The organism is Roseobacter sp. HKCCD6576-2 (assembly GCF_013179285.1).
GTDB classification, from domain to species: Bacteria; Pseudomonadota; Alphaproteobacteria; order Rhodobacterales; family Rhodobacteraceae; genus Rhodophyticola; species Rhodophyticola oceani.
This window is the reverse complement of the sequence record NZ_WVNW01000022.1, coordinates 1-17,855: the sequence shown is the minus strand read 5'-3', so window position 1 is coordinate 17,855 and position 17,855 is coordinate 1. Positions and strand designations below refer to the sequence as shown.

The window sequence follows — 17,855 nt, the reverse complement described above, 5'->3', positions numbered from 1 at the left end:
TGATTTTGTTTTGCGCCCTGTCCTACGAGCGCGCGAGGCGCTTGCTGAGCTATGATGCGATCTCGCCAGAGCTTCAGTGGCAGAGGCACGACTCTCCTGTCCAGCGCAACTCCGATGTGTTCCGATGAATAGCTCGGTGTTTACGGTAGCAGCCAACGCCGATGCGTGGGTGCTGATCGGGCCGGATCAAAATGGGCCAATTATTCGCATAACATCGGCGATGGATGACCAATCAAAAATGGAGTTCGCCCAGTTCGGCATCACTGCAGTCCCCAACCGCCTTGTATTCCGGGCACTCGAAATTGTTGCTGCGTCTTTTTTTGGTCCCGCGCCCGGCATGCGACTGATATTTCGGGACATTCTTGCGGGGAGCAGGGCGGAGGCCAGGTTGACGCAATATGAGCTGATCGCCCGGCATGACCACATTCTCAACGTCATCAAGCTCTTCGGCAGGTCCCAGGGCCTCCGCGTTTGTAACAGTTTCCTCGACATAAGACGGGGGAGCTTCGATACGCTGATCGATCTCGCTTAAGCGAGACGAGATGCGTCATGCAGTGGACTTGCCCTCACTGCGTGAACCCCAACTCTCTCCCGGTCGGTGTATTCTGGCCTCACCAGCACAGACCGGGGGAGCTCTTTTAATAAGGAGGTCCTCATGGGACAAGAAAATGAAACCGGAATGACCATATACCTTGATCGGATGTCCCTAGACGAACTGAAGGCACTGCAGATCAAGGTTAAAGAAGCGATCAAGGCTGCCGAGGCAGAGCGGAAAAAAGCCGCGCTCGCCGCCGCGCAGGCGGCCGCGCGCACCACCCAAGGAGCAGGCCGCATGACACCAGATCTGTTCAACCAACGCGACATCAGCCGGTTATCCTTGGATGATCGGTCGAAACCGCTTGCGATCATCACCTATAATGACGCACCGAATTGCATTATCAGCACCCAATCCGCAGGATACCCGCAATCAAGGTCGCAGAAAATGACTGCATCAAGCGCTTCAAACACAGTCGACCGCGCACTCGTGGCGAAGTCAGCCCCACCCGCCACCACTCTTTCCCCATAGGTCACAACCAGACCCCGCGGCTTCCTCCTTCCGAGGTTTGTCAACGCGGGCCGCACGCTTCGCCGGAAGGAAATGCTGCACCCCGGCCCGCATCGAAAAACCTTCAGGGGTGCAGTCTTTCGCTGCGCACCGCCTCAACGTCAGCAATGCGCAGGAAGCGGACTGTGCAACTTTGCAAAGTGCAACCGATTCTTTGTCCAAATCTTGAAACTAAACGCGGCACACGAAACGTGTTTCGCTATCGGGAATCCGAAAGTGTCTTACCCGACTAATCTGTAAGTTCACGGATGGAGAATCTCAACACATGTAAACATGGTTCCGGCAGTTCTCCGTCCGTCAATTCTTCCGCATTCGAAGCCCTTGCGCTGTCCATATGCTCAACTATTTGGCAAATCCAAATTGTCCGAGACACGGGTTTTACCGCTGTAGTTGAAGATGGACCAACGGAATGCGTCTCTCCTCATCTCCAATACCAAGTCATTCTGAGCGGTTGCGAGCGCTTGGTACTCTGGAGCAAGTGCAGGACTGTCAGGAGTCAGTGCAGCGTGAGCCTCCATATACCTTTGCTGTAATACACCCCACGCCATTAAAACAGACTTGTCTGCATAAAACATCAGCTTCGGGAAGCGCTCGATTGCGGGTCTTAGCGATTCCAAGAACTCTTCCTCCGTGGCATCCAGATATGTATCATTGAGGGGTGGCAATTCGTTCAAGAATTCGAGGTAAGTCTTTCGCTTTTCAGAGAGAATTCGTTCGGATTCCGCATAAAACCTCCCCAACAGGAATCCTAAAGCCGCCATAGCCACACTGCCGAAAGCTGTCAAGGCGCCTAACATGTTCAAAGCCTCGCTTCAGATGTGGGGAAGCCGCCAACGTCAATAAAATGTGGTGCCACCGTACATCCGCATTTGGTACCGCCAAAATCTATTGTTTTTTTAATCAAGGCAACTTTATCTAACGAGTTATGAGGCATGTTTCGAAACTTCGCTAAGGAGTAAAAGGCAGAAGGCCATAAACCGCATCTGCCGCCTTATAAAAGAGCCATCCAAATAAGCCTCCTAAAGTGAGCCTATGGCGTAAACTGTTGTCTTTGTTGTCAGAAAGTACGTTCACTGGAAAGGCCCATTTGGCATAGTCTGAAACGAAGCGGTATCCAAGGAGAACCAATCCTAGAGCATACAGGAAGAAGGCCCATCGATAGGCTTCCCAGTTACTTCCGACTGGAAACCAAGTCTCCATATAAAACGTCGCTACGATTAAGCCCGCGGGCAGTGCAACAAGCCAAACACCCGCGTCGTAAGTGAAAGATCGATGGATAGAACTGTACCAGGTACGGCGAGTTAGTAGCTTGGTATCAACAATCTGTCGAACAGCCCGGAAGAAGGTCATGTCATCCGCCTTGACCTTAACGCTACTATCATTGGGAGTTGGCTCCGACAGTACTGAAGTAGGGTCGAAAAGTGGTGGTTTCCCAAAATCTAGGAACACTTCAAGCCTATTGCGAGGTTCAGTTCGTGAAGCATGACGTTGCCAAGCTGTAATGTTGTTAAAGTAAACGGTTCTGATTGGGTTCGGTAGAGCGGCACTTTCAAAAACATCAGAGCTTTCGCCGTAGAGTTGTTGGTCTCGATCCCCTGTGATCGAAACTGTCAAACAGAAGGCATCCTGCAGCAGGAACGCTTTATAGTTTTCCCATTCCTCATCTGTAGTCTCAGGATTTCGGTGCAACGTTGCGATCACGTCTTCGCCAAATTTTCGGTTTATTGCGCTCAAATCGCTATAGATATCTTTGATATCTTCGATGCTCAAACTGCACCCTCTTATTTGTACAGTTTCCTCAAACCAACTGACGGGTTTCCTGCGCGGTGGTGCAGTAAGCTGGTTGTCGGGTCTGTCAATCAGGTCATCCATCCGTCGAGATATAGTGGAAGATAATCGAATTTGCACTAGCTGTGCTCGGGAGACAATCCCAGTTCACTTGAAGTGGTATGGGATCTCGTATGTTGCCCTGGGTCAACGTCCGCTTCGGGCTGGCCAGCGGTCGTAGGCGCGTGTCGCAGTCGACGGCGGCTGAGAGCCCACAGCAGAAGTCTTGAAATATGCTGCGAGCGCTCGCAGCACGAAAATCGCCGCATCTGCTTGGTTAGCCGCGCTGCTCGGCAGCGGGAAACCAGTCATCCAGGCACGGCACGCCGAGGGTTTCGAGTGCAACTCACATGTCGCAGACGGAACGAACTATCATTTTGGCTGCGCCCCTTGCTGCTCTTGGTAGTTATCAGATACTTTGTCCTTGCCCAATGCTAGGGTCAAACGAGTTCCTTCGCTGCCTTGGAGAGCTAGCCGCTATTCCGACGCCGAAGTCTTAGAGATCACTACACCGAAAGCGCTTGAAAACGTTTCTTGTGTCGGGATGCTGCATGGTGACGATGCTGCCTTCCCGCTCCTCGCCCCAAGCCTTTTCTCAATACTCCAACTCGCGGAACTCCAATGCTGTCAGGTGATCTGACAACAGTTGGATCTAATGTGCCCATGTGACATGGCGCTATCCTGCAAAGCATTCGCCAGTCTTATGAATACCTAAGGATTGTTAAATTGACTTAATGTTAGTGTCTCGGCCATCGTTTGCCTAGCGCGCAACGTGGGGCGACCAGTACTCAGGTACCGCATAAAACTGGATGCCCAACCGAGTTGAGATTAATGGGGAAACCGTGACGCAAAGCGAACGCTCTGAAATGGATCTTCTGGCACTCACCGAGGCTGCAAGGAAAGTAATCGTTTCACCCGGTCGAGCCAGCGTGATCACCAACGAACACCGCTTGCCGGAGATTGACCCTAGCACGGTTGAGACGCCTGACTTGCAACTCTTTCATTTCGGCTTCTCGATCTGCTCGCAAAAGGTGCGCGCAGTGCTGGATGAGTTGGGGCTGGCGTTCGGTTCCAACCAATACGCCGGACCCATCGAGTACGAGAATTATACGCCCGAATATGTCCGCCTGCGTCTGGCCTCCGAGGTCGCGCAGCAGGCGCGGTTCGTGTCGAGCTATTCCGGTGGCTCGTCCGTCGAAAGCGAAGGGTTCGACCCGCTGGTGGTGCCGACCTTGGTGGACACGGGGAGCGGGAAAATTCTCGCCGACTCCAAGCTGATCTGCCTGCATCTGACGCGCCAATATCGCGACCGGATCGACCTTTTGCCGGAGGATCTGGAGGCGGAGATTATGGCCCAGATCGACCATGTCGACCGCACGCCGCATGTGGCGATGCTCTACGGCGCGAACCCCGATCACGACACCCGGCCCGAAGAAATCCAGGCGCGGATGCCCGGCATCTATCAGAAAAAATACAAGAAAATCGCCGATTTCATGGCGCGGGTCGCTGATGAACCGGAGCTGATCGCCGCCTATGAGGCGAAACTGGCCAAGGAACGCGCCGCCGAAGGTTTTGTCGTCGATGCCGAGGCGATGTCGGCGGCCATCGCGCTCAGCGAAGAGTTGGTGCAGGGGCTGGAGGATACGCTCACGCAGTCACAAGGCCCGTGGATTTTTGGCGACCGGTTCACTCTGGCCGACATCTTCTGGGGCGTCAGCCTGATCCGGCTCGCGTATCTGGGCAATGCCGGGTTCTGGGGAGAGACGGCGAACCGCCCAAACGTCCGGGCCTATTACGACCGCATCATCCAGCGCCCATGCCTGATCCACGGGGTGCTGACATGGCCCGGCTCCGGCCGGCGCATGCCGACGAGCTGACCGCCTCAACACGACGCCATTGATCTCGGGAGGACGCCATGGCGGCCAGGATACTTTCGCGCAAAAACCGCCTGCCGCATCTGGGCCCGCACAGCCTGGAGGTCTTGCCACGGCAGGCTGGCATCGACCTGTCGGCAGTGCCGCGCTTCGACCCGATGTCCTTTGAGCGGCCCGATGACCCGCACTCGATCATCAACGCGATGTGCGACCATCAGGCGGTGCTGGACGCGATCCGGGTGGGCATGGTTAACCCGGTCCAGGCCGAGATGCCCAAGGGCCCTGTAGAGCGGTCCAACCATCTGAAGTCTTTTGGCTACTTTCAGGATGCCTCCATGGTGGGTGTCTGCGCTCTGCCGCAAGCGGCGCGCCTGGACGAGGCCTATGTGAACCCGCGCATCGCCGCTTTGGCGGAGGATTTGCAGACGAGGCGGGTGAAATCCGTGGCGCCGGGTTTCGACAAAATCATGGCAGATCTGAAGGAGTCCATGGCCGCCACGCCCGGCCCGGTTGACAGCCACACCCATGCGATTGTGTTTCTCTATGAAACCCCGCGTGAGCCCGACAAGGGCGAGACCGGCACGGATTGGCTGCATGGCGCCGCGTGCCACCGTTCGGCGCTGTTGGCCAACGAGACGGCGGCCGTTGTGGCCGATTATCTGCGGCTTTACGGGGTTGATGCGCGGGGGCATTCGGCGACGACCTCAGATGTGGACCTGAACCGGCTCGCCGTGGCCGCAGGGCTGGCTTATGTGCAGGACGGCGCGGTTGTGGCGCCCTTTGTCGGCGGGGGCTATGGGCTCGCTGCCGTCACCACAACGCTCACGCTGGCGCCCGATCTGCCGCTGGCCCCTACGCAACCCAAGCTCCGCTATGAACGCCGCTACGCCAAGCGCCGCTTCAAGGATGGCGCGCATCCGTTCGAGAGCATCAAACGCGTCGACACGCCCACCACCTTCATCGACGAAGACCGCGTGCCACGGGTTCCGAAACGCTCCGACATGTTCGTGCGCGCGCAGTTCGGCGATCTGGGTGAGAAGGTGCAGAATGTGTCGATCGGCGGTTATCACACGCTGAAATCGGCCATGGCGAGCGCGCAGCGCCGCGCGCTTGGGGCGCTTCTGTTCCTGCAGGACGGGCCGGTGGCCAAGGCGCGGATGGAGCTCAGCCCCGAGGCCGCCCATGACCTCGTGAAGGCCACGACCTATTTCATGAGCATCGACGCGGTCGGCATTTCGCGCTGCCCCGATTGGGTCTGGTACAGCCACGACGCGCTTGGCGATGAGATCGTGCCGGACCATGATCAGGCGATCTCGATGATCGTCGATCAGGGCTATGAGACGATGGATGGCTCTTCGGGGGATGATTGGATTTCCGTGTCGCTCTCGATGCGGGCCTATCTGCGGTTCTCGCTTCTGGGCGGGGTCGTCGCGCGGCAATTGCGCAATATTGGTTATGGCGCGCGGGCACATACAACGATGGATGGCGGCGTGCTGAACCCGCCGCTTCTGCTGCTGAGTGGTCTTGGCGAGGTCAGCCGCATCGGCGAGGTGATCCTGAACCCCTATCTTGGGCCCCGCCTGAAATCCGGCGTGGTCACGACCGAGCTGCCGATGGCCCATGACAAGCCGATTGATTTCGGCCTGCAAAGCTTCTGCGAGGCCTGCAAGAAATGCGCCCGCGAATGCCCCTCGGGGGCGATCACGGCGGGGCCGAAACTGATGTTCAACGGCTATGAGATCTGGAAATCCGACGCGCAGAAATGTGCCACCTACCGGATGACCAATCTGGGCGGCGCGATGTGCGGGCGTTGCATGAAAACCTGCCCCTGGAACCTCGAAGGCGTGTTGGGGGATGCGGTGTTCCGCTGGACGGCGATGAAACTCCCGGGCTCCGCGCCCGCGCTGGCGAAGCTCGATGATCTGCTAAATCGCGGCGATCTGAACGAGACCAAGCAATGGTGGTGGGATCTGTGCCTTTCGGAAGATGGCGGGTTTCGGTTGACCGATGCGCCGGTGCATAAACGCGGGCTGCAAAAGGACCTTGACCTGAAATACGAGGACCAGACGCTGGCCTGCTACCCGGCCAATCTTGCGCCGCCGCCTTACGCTTATCCGTTCCCCATCGACCGCGAAAAGGGGATCGAGGCGTTTCAGCAGATGGTGACCCCCGCCACGTATCAGGCGCGGCTCGCGGCGGGCGAGACGGAGGGTCTGGTCAAACCCTTCGAGATCACCGAAGCCAGCCCGGTTCTGGCGCTGGAGATTGCCGAGGTGACCTCAACCGCCGACGGGATATCGCGCTTCGTCTTCCGCGACCCGCAGGGCCAGGACCTGCCGGAGTGGACGGCGGGGGCGCATCTCGATGTGGTCGTGACGCCCGAGTTTTTCCGGCAATACTCGCTCTGCGGCGACCCGGCGGATCGCAGTAAGTACGAAATCGGCGTCTTGCGTGAGGCCGAAGGGCGGGGCGGCTCGAAGATGCTGCACCGGATCTTCAGCGAAGGGCGGCGGGTCTTTGTCTCGCACCCGGAGAACCACTTCCCGTTGGTGGAAGGGGCCGGGAAAACCCTCCTGATGGGGGGCGGGATCGGGATCACCCCGATGATCGCCATGGCGCATCGCTTGCACGCCCTGGGCAAACCCTTCGAGTTGCATTACTCGGGCCGCGCGCGGGGCAAGATGGGCTTTTTCGACACGCTCACCGATGCGCCCTGGGCCGACCATGTCACGCTGCATATCTCGGAGGAGGGCGCGCGCGCTGACCTCGCCCGGATCTTGACCTATACCGACGGCGCCCATGTCTATACCTGCGGGCCGGAGGCCTATATCCGTGCGGTCTTGGACACGGCGGAGGCGGCGGGGTTCCCCGAAGACCACCGGCATTTCGAATACTTCACTGTTCCCGAAACGCCCGAATATGAGAACCACGACTTCACCGCCGTTCTCGCCGCCTCTGGCCGCGAGCTGGTGGTGCCGGCTGATAAATCCCTCTCCGATGTGCTGCTGGAAAACGGCGTGCGGCTCGACATCAAATGCGCCGACGGGATTTGTGGGGTGTGCAAATGCGGGCTGGTGGACGGCGAGGTCGAGCATCGCGATTTTGTGCTGTCCAACGCGCAGCGCGAGACCGAGATCATCACCTGCCAGTCCCGTGCCGCCGCGCCGGGCGGACGGATCACGTTGGATCTATGAGCTAGCGGCGGCCCTTTGTCGGTCGCTAAAATTGTCGCGCAACATCTCGGCAAAATCCCAGATCAGATTCGGCATGACATGTTCGGGGCGGTAGATATAGCCCATTGGCCAGTGGGTGCCCTCGAGCGGGTAATCGAGCGCGACGAGCCCTTCGCTCGTGTCGCTCAGCTCCAGCAGCGCCTTTGGCATCAGGGCGATGTAATGGTTTGAGGCCAAAATGCTCATCAGGCTGGTTGCCGAGCCGAGCTCGATCTGCGTCTTGATCTGCGTGAAGCCGTTTAGCGCGAGGATCGTCCGCGTCTGGCTCTGGATCGCGGTGCCGATATAGTGTTCGAGCCAGTTCGCGTCCTCCAGATCGGCATGGGTGATTTTGCCCTTTTGCGCCAGCGGGTGGTCGCGCCCGGCCATGATGCAGAGATCGTCGTCATATAGCCGATGGGCCTCGAGCCCTTCGGGAGGCTGCGCCATGCCGATATAGCCCACGGCCACGTCGATATTGCCTTTTTCGATGCCCGCGATCAGGCTTGGTAAACTGTCCTCGAAGAGAGTGACGGCCAGTTTTGGCCGTTCCTTCAGGAATGTGCCGATGGCCATGGGTACAACCCGCGCGGTCAGGGGGGTCACGCCGATGGCGAGGCGGCCGAGTTTGCCTGCCTCCCAATCCTGGATGTCTTCTCGGGTGCGCGCCACCATCTGATCGATCACCCGGCCATAGCGCACGATGCGCTCACCAATCTCCGTCAGCTTGGCGCCCTGCCGATTCCGCTCCACCAGTTTCGCGCCAATTGTCTCTTCGATCTGCTTGAGGCTTTGCGACAGGGCCGACTGGGTCAGGTTCAACGATTGCGCGGCATGGGTCAGAGATCCGTGATCGGCGATACGGACCAAAAGGACCAGGTGGCGCGGGGTGATATGCATTAGATTACTGATCTTTCGGTTAGTTTATATAAATTGACTTAAGTGTAGCCGCTGGTCAACCTGAGCGTGGGAGGAATGCTTGCGATGCAGAACAGGGCTTTGCAGGCCGATGTGCTTTTAGCACTGGTCATGCTGATTATTTCGGCGGTTTTGTTTTATGGTGGATGGCAATTGCCGGCCTCGCGGTGGGAGCCGATGGGCCCTGGCGGCATGCCGTTGATCACCGCGAGCGCGCTTGCTGGTCTATCGCTTATCCTGTTGGCGCGGGTGCTTTTGAAGCACCGCTCGGCCGAGACTGCGGATCAGACACGCGCTTCGTCGCTGGCCGAGGGCCGCCTGCCCAAGGTACTGGCCTGCGTCGCAGTCTCCTTTGTCTATCTGCTGTTACTGGCGCTGGAGATCCTGCCCTTCATGGTCGCCACGGTTGCTTACATCATCGCCTACGGGCTGATCGATGGCGGACGCGGGCGGCGCGATCTGATGGTACTGGTCGCCACGGCTCTGGCGCTCGGCATTGGGGTCAGTCTGATCCTCACCGAAATTCTCATTGTGCAGTTGCCGGGCGCATGACCGGGGCCGTTTTTCACTGCATGTCGCGGGCGCAGCGGTAAGCCATGGAACAGCTTCTGACCTCGTTTTCCGAGCTTCTGACGCCAGTGCCGCTGTTCTTCATCGCGCTCGGTACGATCCTGGGCGTGGTGATCGGCGCCATCCCGGGGCTTGGCCCGGCGATGCTGATCGCGCTTTTGCTGCCGCTGACCTTCTATATGGACAGCGTGAATGCGCTGATCATGCTGGTCTCGATCTATGTGGGCGGCATCTCGGGCGGGCTGATCTCCGCCGCGCTTCTGAAGATGCCGGGCACGCCCGCAGCGATCATGACCACCATGGATGCCTATCCGATGGCGATGTCCGGGCAGGCCAGCCGCGCCCTGTCGCTCGGCGTCATCGCATCCTTTGTCGGTGGCATGATCTCCTGGGTGTTCCTCGCTGCGCTCTCGCCCTCGCTGGCGGAGTTTGCCCTGCGCTTCGGGCCGTATGAGTTTCTCGCGCTCGTGCTAATGGCTCTGATCTTGATCTCGGCGGTGTCGCAAGGCGCGTTGTTGAAAGGGTTGATCGGTGCGCTTTTCGGCTTCGGCGTGGCGATTGTCGGCCCAGATGTCGCCTCAGGCATCATCCGGCTGAACTTCGGCTATGATGAGCTGAATGCGGGCTTCCGGCTCCTGCCGACGCTCCTCGGCCTTTTTGTGGTCAGCCAGCTGATTGAAATGCTGGTCGGAAACCAGAAGCCAGTGCAGCAGGCGAGCACCACGGCGAAGGATATTCTGCGCAACACGCGCAACATGTTGAAACACTGGGGCAATGTGCTCCGCTCCTCGGTCATCGGCACGTGGATCGGCATCCTGCCAGGCGTCGGCAGCGCGGTCGCGGCCATCGTGTCCTATTCGGTCACGCGCAACGTCTCGAAGAAAAAGGAAGAGTTCGGCAAGGGTTCCGAAGAAGGCATCGTCGCCGCGGAATCCGCCAACAACGCCGCAGTGAACGGAGCGTTGGTGCCGCTGATTGCGCTTGGCATTCCGGGCAGCGTGGTCGACGCGATCCTGATCGGCGCGCTGATCGTGCATGATCTCCAGCCGGGGCCGGGCCTCTTTCGCGAGCAGCCGCAGGTGGCCTATGGCATCATCGCCGCAGCGCTCATCGCCAACTTCATCATGTTCGCCTTCATGATCACCTGCGCGGGCTATATCGCCAAGGTCGCTCGGATACCCAAGAGCCTGCTGGCCCCGGCGATCCTGGTGTTCTGCATCATCGGCGTCTTTACCGCGACCAACCGCTTCTTCGACGTCTGGATTATGCTCGGCTTCGGCGTCATCGGATACCTGTTGCGCCGGGCGGGCGTGCCTATCGGCACCGTGGTTTTGGGCTTCATCCTGGCGCCCATCGCCGAGAGCGAGCTGCGCAACGGGCTGATGCTCTACAATGGCAGCCTCTGGCCTCTGGTCACCCGGCCCATCGCGCTGGCCTTCGTCATTGCCTCTGTCGCGATGCTGGCCTGGCCGCTCGTCTCGAAACGCATCGCCGCACGACGACAAGCGCCCGATTAGAGGCGCAGATCACACCATCAACACCAACCACATAAAGGGAGGAAGACTTTATGACACAGACAACCGCAGTCAAAACACTGGTGTCCGGGATCGCCATTGCTGCGGCGACATCGTTCGGTACAGCCGCGATGGCGCAGGACGCGTTCCCCAGTGAGCCGATCCAGCTTGTCGTGCCTTGGGGCCCGGGTGGTCCGGGTGATACCTATGGACGGATGATCGCGCAGGCGATCAACGACAATGATCTGCTGACGCAGCCGGTGGTTGTGGTGAACATGCCCGGCGGCGGTACGACTATCGGCTCGCGCGATGTGCGCGATGCGGATGCCGATGGCTATCGCCTGCTCTTCTCGCATCAGACGCTGATCACTGCGGAGCTGATGGGGACCTCCGATTTCGGCCCCGATGATTTCACGCCCGTGGCGGAAACCAACAATTTCTGCCTGGTCTATGGTACGGCGGCGGATTCCGGCTTTGAGAGCATGGAAGATCTGCAAGCGGCAGTGGAGGCCGAGCCCGGCAGCCTGACCGACGCGACCCTTCTGGGTAGCCTGTCGCATTTCAGCTCCGCCATGCTGAACGACGCGGCGGGTATCGACATGCGCTACGTCAATGTCGGCGGCGGCTCCGCGCGGACGACCTCGCTCATGGGCGGGCACACGCAAGTGGCGGTGATGTCGCCGACGGATGTGATCCGCTCCGACGGGCGGCTGCGCGCGCTGGTCTATATGGGGCCCGAGCGGCACCCGGACCTGCCCGATGTACCGACCACGGCCGAGCTTGGCTATGGCTTTGAATCCTGCCTCAACTACTGGTGGTTCGCGCCTGCGGGCACGCCCGATGACCGGCTCGACGTAATCCGCGGCGCGCTGGAACAGGCGGTGGCCCTGCCCGAGCTGCAAGAGGCGATGACAAGCCGTGGCGTGACGCCGGAATTCCACAGCGGCGAGGCCCTTGAGGCGCGCATCGCGGCCAATGCCGAGGCCCTTTCCTCGGTGGCGAACGCCCTGCAATAAGTTCTCTCCCGGGTGGCGCCGATCCCTGCGGCGCCGCCCACTTTACCCTTTTTCAAAGACGGTCCTGACCCGATGACGAAACAGCCCAATATCATCCTTTTCATGACTGATCAGCACCGCGCCGATCATTTGGGCTGCTACGGCAACAGCGTGGTGAAAACCCCCAATATCGACCGAATCGCCGCCAAAGGCGTCTGTTTCGACCGGAGCTATGTGGCGAACCCGATCTGCATGCCGAACCGCGCCTCCATCCTGACGGGCCGGATGCCCTCGGCCCATGGGTTGCGCTCCAATGGCGTGTCGCTCTCGGTCCATGCCCGCACCTTTGTCGAGGAGCTGGCCGAAGCCGGTTACGACACCGCGCTGATGGGCAAGCTGCATGTGCAAAACATGACCGGCATGGAGCGCGAGTTTACGCCCCCCGGGGCCGAAAACCTGATCGAGCCCGACGGGTCGATCCGCGAGGCCGTGCGCCGTGGGCCCAATGGCGAAGAGTACCAGTCCGAAAACTCGATCCGCTGGCGCGAGCATGCCGACCACCACGTCAAGCTGCCCTATTACGGGTTCCAACATGTCGATCTGACGACCTTCCATGGCGACAATGTGCAGGCGGAATACCTGCGCTGGCTCGGCGAGCGTTGCGACGATCCCGACAGCCTGCGCGGGCCCAAAAACGCGCTGCCCGATGACCGGATCACCCTGCCACAGGCCTGGCGCACCGCGATCCCCGAGGAGCTGTATCCGAGCAGTTTCGTGGCTGAGAAAACTATCGATTACCTAAAGAAATGCGGCGCGTCCGACAGCGAAAGCCCGTTCTTTATCCAGTGCTCCTTCCCCGACCCGCACCATCCGTTCACCCCACCGGGGAAATACTGGGACATGTATGATCCCGACGACATGGAGCTGCCCGAGGCCTTCGGCAAAGGCGACACGCCGACCCTGCGCCATTTGCGGATGGAACAGGAAAACGGCACCGCCAAGCGCCTTGGCCAGATCCCCTTTGCCATCACCGAACGTGAGGCGCGGGAGGCCATCGCGCTGACCTATGGCATGATCACCATGGTCGATGATTGCATCGGCCGGGTGCTGGATTGTCTGGAGGATCAAGGGCTTGCCGAGGACACCATCCTGATCTTTATGTCCGATCATGGCGATCTGATGGGCGACTATGGCGTCCTTCTGAAAGGGCCGATCCACAATCAGGGCACCGTTCGCATACCTTTCATCTGGGCCGATCCGCAGGCGCCGTCTGGCACCCGCAGCGCCGCTCTGATGTCTTCGATTGACGTTTCCAGCACCATCCTAGATCGTCTCGGCCTGCCGCAGTATTACGGTGCGCAAGGGCAATCGATGCTGCCGGCTTTGCATGGCGAGGCGCCCGAGCGCGACGCGATCCTGATCGAGGATGACCGCGAGCGAATCTACCTGAACTATGACCGCCCGCAGCGGCTGCGCACGATGGTGACCGACACGCATCGCATGACGCTGTGCCGCCCCTGCGATTATCACGAGCTTTACGACCTGACCGACGATCCCTGCGAGGCGCAGAACCTTTGGGATGACGCCGAACCATCACCGCTAATGCACGATATGCAGCGACGGATGATGGAACTTCTGGTTGACTACGACGATTGGACCCCGGCCCTGAACAGCCGCGCCTAGAAGCCCAGGCCGACGCGCCCTGATCCCGGCGCGCTAAACACACGCCCCAACCCTGTTCCCACGCCATGGAGGACATCATGAACACGCAAGATCGCCGCCACCTTGTCCAGCGCCTTACCGCTTGCGGAACCACGCCGGGCTACATGCCGGGATTTGGCAATGACCACGAAACAGAAGCACTGCCGGGCGCCCTGCCGCAGGGGATGAACAGCCCGCAGAAATGTGACTATGGCCTCTATGGCGAGCAGTTGTCCGGAACGGCGTTTACCAAACATCCGCCAGAGCGGACCTGGTGTTATCGGATCCGGCCCTCGGTCAAGCACTCTCATCGCTACAGAAAAATCGATGTGCCCTATTGGAGAAGCGCACCCTGCGTGGCCCCGGACATCATCAGCCTTGGCCAATATCGCTGGAACCCGGTTGAGGCGACGGGAGAGGGGCTGACCTGGATCACCGGCATGAGGACCATCACCACGGCGGGTGATGTGAACACGCAAGTGGGCATGGCGAGCCATGTCTATCTCGTCACCGAAAGTATGATCGATGACTATTTCTTCTCCGCCGACAGCGAGCTTCTGGTGGTGCCGCAGGCGGGGCGCATCCGCTTTCTGACCGAGCTTGGCATCATCGATCTGGAACCCAAGGAAATTGCCATCATCCCGCGTGGCCTTGTCTACCGGGTAGAGCTTCTGGACGGCCCCGCGCGCGGCTTTGTCTGCGAAAACTACGGTGAGAAGTTCGAGATGCCGGCGCGGGGGCCGATTGGGGCCAACTGTATGGCCAACCCGCGTGACTTCAAGGCGCCCGTAGCGGCCTTTGAAGACCGCGAAGTGCACTCCACCGTCACCGTCAAATGGTGCGGTCAGTTCCATGTGACCGAGATCGGCCAATCGCCTCTGGATGTGGTGGCCTGGCACGGCAATTACGCGCCTTATAAATACGATCTGCGCGCCTATTGCCCGGTCGGCGCGATCCTCTTCGACCACCCGGATCCGTCGATTTACACGGTCCTCACCGCTCCCTCCGGCAGCCCGGGCACGGCCAATATCGACTTTGTTCTGTTCCGCGAGCGCTGGCTGGTCGCCGAGGAGACGTTTCGCCCGCCCTGGTATCATAAGAACATCATGTCGGAGTTGATGGGCAACATCTACGGCATCTACGACGCCAAGCCCGACGGCTTCGTGCCCGGAGGGATCAGCCTGCACAACATGATGCTGCCCCATGGTCCCGACCGCGGCGCGTTCGAAGGCGCGTCCAACGCAGATCTCGGGCCGGAAAAGCTCGACAACACCATGTCCTTCATGTTCGAAACGCGGTTCCCGCAACATCTGACTCCCTTCGCCGCAACCGAGGCACCCTTGCAGGACAATTACACCGAGGTCTGGTCCGACCTGGAGAAGTATTTTGACGGGATGCCGGGGCGGAAATAGATGCAGCTTCACAGTTATTGGCGCTCCACCACCGCCTATCGCGTGCGCATCGCCCTTGCCCTCAAGGGGCTGCCCTACGACACGCGGGCCGTCGATCTGGCGCGGGGCGATCAGCTCGACGAAGCCTATGCCAGGGTCAATCCCATCGCCGGCGTACCGACGCTGGTGCTGGTCGATGGGCGCGTGCTGACCCAGTCCATGGCGATCCTCGACTATCTCGACCGCATGCATCCGTCGCCACCGCTCTTGCCCGAAGACCCGTTTGCCGCCGCGCAGGTCCAGGCGGCCGCCTATGTCATCGCCTGCGACATCCACCCGGTGAACAACCTGCGCGTCGGCGCCCGGCTCAAGGGGATGGGCCACGACCAGCTGGACGTGGTTGCGTGGATGACCCATTGGATGCGCCACGGCCTCACTGCCTACAGCCAGCTGTTGCCCGTCGGACCGAAGCTCAGCTTCGCGGACACGCCCACACTGGCGGATCTGTGCCTCATCCCGCAGCTCTACAATGCGCGGCGCTGGGGCGTAGACCTCACCGGCCTTGAGCGGTTAACCGAGGTTGAACAGCACTGCCTTGCCCTCCCGGCCTTCGCGCAAGCCGGCCCCGAGGCCCAACCCGATGCCCCTTAAGGAGATGTCATGACCGACCTCAAACGCAGCTGGATCGAGAGCGCGAACCGTGCCGACACCGACTTTCCGCTCAACAACCTGCCTTACGGGGTGTTTTCCGTGGGCGCGGAGCGGCCCAGATGCGGCGTAGCCATCGGCGATCAGATCGTCGATGTGGCCGCCCTTGAGGCGGGCGGCATCCTCGCCTTCAAGGGCGCCCTGCAGACCGGCACCTGGAACGCGTTCATGGCCCAGGGCGCAGAGGCATGGGCGCAGCTGCGCGATGCGCTCATGGGCCTCTTGGTTGAGGATGCCGCCAAGCGGGCCGATGTCGAAAACCACCTGGTACCGATGGCCGATGCGACGCTACACTTGCCCTTCACCGTCAGCGAATACACCGACTTCTACGCCGGTCGTCACCACGCCACCAATGTCGGCACCATGTTCCGGGGCGCCGAAAACGCCCTGCCGCCGAACTGGCTGCACATCCCCATCGGCTATAACGGGCGCGCCTCCTCGGTTGTGGTTTCGGGCACGGATATCACCCGCCCGCAAGGTCAGCTGAAAGGCCCCAATGACGACGCGCCGCGCTTTGGCCCCTCGCAGCGCTTCGACATCGAGTTGGAGATGGGCGCCATCGTCGGCACGGCCTCACAGGGCCGGATCAGCGTCGATGACGCCTTCACCAATATCTTTGGTTATGTGCTGCTCAACGACTGGTCCGCACGCGATATCCAGGCCTGGGAATACCAGCCCCTCGGCCCGTTTCAGGCCAAGGCGACAGCCACCACGATCAGCCCCTGGATCGTCACCGCTGCGGCGCTTGCCCCGTTCCGCTGCGCCACACCCGCGCGCGAAGAGGAACTGCTTCCTCATCTGCGAGACACCGGCCCGATGCTTTATGACATTGCGCTGGAGGTCGGCCTGACGCCGGAAGGCGGGCGCGAGACGACCATTGCCCGCACGAATTACAACGAGATGTACTACTCTTCTGCGCAACAGCTTGCGCATCACACATCCTCCGGCTGTCCAATGCGAGTCGGCGACCTTTTGGGCTCGGGAACGATTTCGGGTCCCGCAAAAGAGGCTCGCGGATCGCTTCTGGAACTGAGCTGGGGTGGGAAAGAGCCGCTGACGCTCGACGCCGGAGAAACGCGTGGCTTTATCGAAGACGGGGATACGCTGTCACTCAAAGGCGCCGCCCAGGGTTACGGTTATCGCATCGGCTTCGGCCGGTGCGATGGGCGCGTTGTTTCGTCCGAGAATTAGTCGCGAACGCTGGCATCGCAGGTTGTCCACAAGCTTGCTCTCGGCATTGATACGACGGAGAACCGCTTATGTTCAGTTATAGTCAGACGGTGTCAGCCAAACGACAAACCGAAATGAACTTGATCTTGCTTTTGGCTGCCGGACCTGCCGCAGTCATAGTCTATAAATGGAGCCTTGTTCGGATAAGCATACGACCCAAAAAGGCGGCATATATCCTAGTCCGGGCGACGGCAGACTTAGGCGCAGTCACGGCGAATCTATCCTTGGTCCGCACTGCGGCCACCTACCGACTGCCATTCGATGTCCGCTTCGGGACCGCGCGCTGACCTTGCGGCACAACGCGGCTAAGATCAGCTGAGAGCCCCGTTGCGGACGTCGACTTGACCCGGGTTCGGCAAGCTGGCATGCGCAAAGAACGATGCTACCGGGCGGCACCGTAGCGAGAGGAGCCGACCAGCGTGTATTCAGATCTGGCTGAACTCAATCGGAAACCGAGGCCTTTTTCCCGCTACACAACCGATGTGCTCTGGACCGATCCTTGGATCGCGCAAAAAATGCTGAAAATGCATCTGGACGACAGCACGGACTTGGCCTCGCGCAAGAGCCCGACCATCGACGGCACCGTGGCATGGATTGACCGGAAAATCGGCCTGTCTGGCAAGAACGTCTGTGATCTGGGTTGCGGGCCGGGTCTTTATGCAAGGCGGATGGCGACAAGAGGCGCCAAGGTGATTGGCGTCGATTTCTCGGCCGGTTCCCTCGACCATGCCAGAGCCGAAGCCGCCGCCCATAAACTGGATATCGAATACCGAAAAGCAGACTATCTGATCGACGATCTGCCCGACGGGC

At 60.1% G+C, this 17,855-nt stretch carries 15 protein-coding genes; 12 read left to right on the top strand and 3 right to left on the bottom strand.

Annotated features, from left to right (window positions below; all coding sequences use genetic code 11):
- The first annotated feature begins 124 nt into the window (after window positions 1–124).
- Window positions 125–532, top strand: coding sequence for a hypothetical protein (locus GTF44_RS20945; RefSeq protein ID WP_171563108.1), 408 nt, complete (start codon window positions 125–127; stop codon window positions 530–532).
- A 123-nt stretch (window positions 533–655) separates the two neighbouring features.
- On the top strand, window positions 656–1,066 hold the full coding sequence (locus tag GTF44_RS20940) for a hypothetical protein (RefSeq protein WP_171563106.1): 411 nt from the start codon (window positions 656–658) through the stop codon (window positions 1,064–1,066).
- Between the two features lie 377 nt (window positions 1,067–1,443).
- On the opposite strand, the gene GTF44_RS20935 is transcribed toward GTF44_RS20940, so the two are convergent.
- Both GTF44_RS20935 and GTF44_RS20930 read right to left on the bottom strand, forming a co-directional pair.
- Window positions 1,444–1,902 carry a hypothetical protein gene (locus GTF44_RS20935; RefSeq protein ID WP_171563104.1) on the bottom strand — a complete coding sequence of 153 codons (459 nt, stop codon included), beginning with the start codon at window positions 1,900–1,902 and terminating at the stop codon, window positions 1,444–1,446.
- A gap of 151 nt (window positions 1,903–2,053) precedes the next feature.
- Entirely contained in the window at window positions 2,054–2,875 is an 822-nt protein-coding gene (locus tag GTF44_RS20930) for a hypothetical protein (protein WP_171563101.1), read from the bottom strand.
- 866 nt (window positions 2,876–3,741) lie between these two features.
- Here GTF44_RS20930 and GTF44_RS20925 point away from each other — a divergent pair.
- Together GTF44_RS20925 and GTF44_RS20920 are read left to right on the top strand one after the other, a co-directional pair.
- Window positions 3,742–4,809, top strand: coding sequence for a glutathione S-transferase family protein (locus GTF44_RS20925; protein WP_216365202.1), 1,068 nt, complete (start codon window positions 3,742–3,744; stop codon window positions 4,807–4,809).
- Window positions 4,810–4,847: 38 nt separating this feature from the next.
- On the top strand, window positions 4,848–8,000 hold the full coding sequence (locus tag GTF44_RS20920; protein ID WP_171563099.1) for a 2Fe-2S iron-sulfur cluster-binding protein: 3,153 nt from the start codon (window positions 4,848–4,850) through the stop codon (window positions 7,998–8,000).
- On the opposite strand, the gene GTF44_RS20915 is transcribed toward GTF44_RS20920, so the two are convergent.
- Window positions 7,995–8,918 (bottom strand): LysR family transcriptional regulator, encoded by a 924-nt coding sequence (locus tag GTF44_RS20915; RefSeq protein ID WP_171563096.1) that lies wholly within the window; start codon window positions 8,916–8,918, stop codon window positions 7,995–7,997. The two genes, GTF44_RS20920 and GTF44_RS20915, sit on opposite strands and share 6 nt — an antisense overlap.
- Window positions 8,919–9,002: 84 nt before the next feature.
- On the opposite strand from GTF44_RS20915, the gene GTF44_RS20910 reads away from it, so the two are divergent.
- The 8 genes from GTF44_RS20910 to GTF44_RS22670 all read left to right on the top strand — a co-directional run.
- Window positions 9,003–9,488, top strand: coding sequence for a tripartite tricarboxylate transporter TctB family protein (locus GTF44_RS20910; RefSeq protein ID WP_171563093.1), 486 nt, complete (start codon window positions 9,003–9,005; stop codon window positions 9,486–9,488).
- 44 nt (window positions 9,489–9,532) lie between these two features.
- Complete coding sequence (locus GTF44_RS20905; RefSeq protein ID WP_171563091.1) at window positions 9,533–11,023, top strand: tripartite tricarboxylate transporter permease; 1,491 nt, start codon at window positions 9,533–9,535, stop codon at window positions 11,021–11,023.
- A gap of 50 nt (window positions 11,024–11,073) precedes the next feature.
- On the top strand, window positions 11,074–12,036 hold the full coding sequence (locus GTF44_RS20900) for a tripartite tricarboxylate transporter substrate binding protein (RefSeq protein WP_171563089.1): 963 nt from the start codon (window positions 11,074–11,076) through the stop codon (window positions 12,034–12,036).
- Window positions 12,037–12,108: 72 nt separating this feature from the next.
- The gene (locus GTF44_RS20895) at window positions 12,109–13,698 is read left to right on the top strand and encodes a sulfatase (RefSeq protein WP_171563088.1); all 1,590 of its coding nucleotides are present in this window, start codon (window positions 12,109–12,111) and stop codon (window positions 13,696–13,698) included.
- A gap of 77 nt (window positions 13,699–13,775) precedes the next feature.
- Window positions 13,776–15,128: a homogentisate 1,2-dioxygenase gene (gene hmgA, locus GTF44_RS20890; RefSeq protein WP_171563086.1), complete on the top strand. Its 1,353-nt coding sequence runs from the start codon at window positions 13,776–13,778 to the stop codon at window positions 15,126–15,128.
- Window positions 15,129–15,758, top strand: a complete 630-nt coding sequence (gene maiA / locus GTF44_RS20885; protein ID WP_171563084.1) for a maleylacetoacetate isomerase — start codon at window positions 15,129–15,131, stop codon at window positions 15,756–15,758.
- Window positions 15,759–15,767: 9 nt separating this feature from the next.
- Entirely contained in the window at window positions 15,768–17,006 is a 1,239-nt protein-coding gene (gene fahA / locus GTF44_RS20880) for a fumarylacetoacetase (RefSeq protein WP_171563082.1), read from the top strand.
- Window positions 17,007–17,464: 458 nt separating this feature from the next.
- Window positions 17,465–17,855 (top strand): class I SAM-dependent methyltransferase (locus tag GTF44_RS22670; RefSeq protein WP_171563148.1); only part of this gene is annotated, 391 nt, incomplete at its 3' end.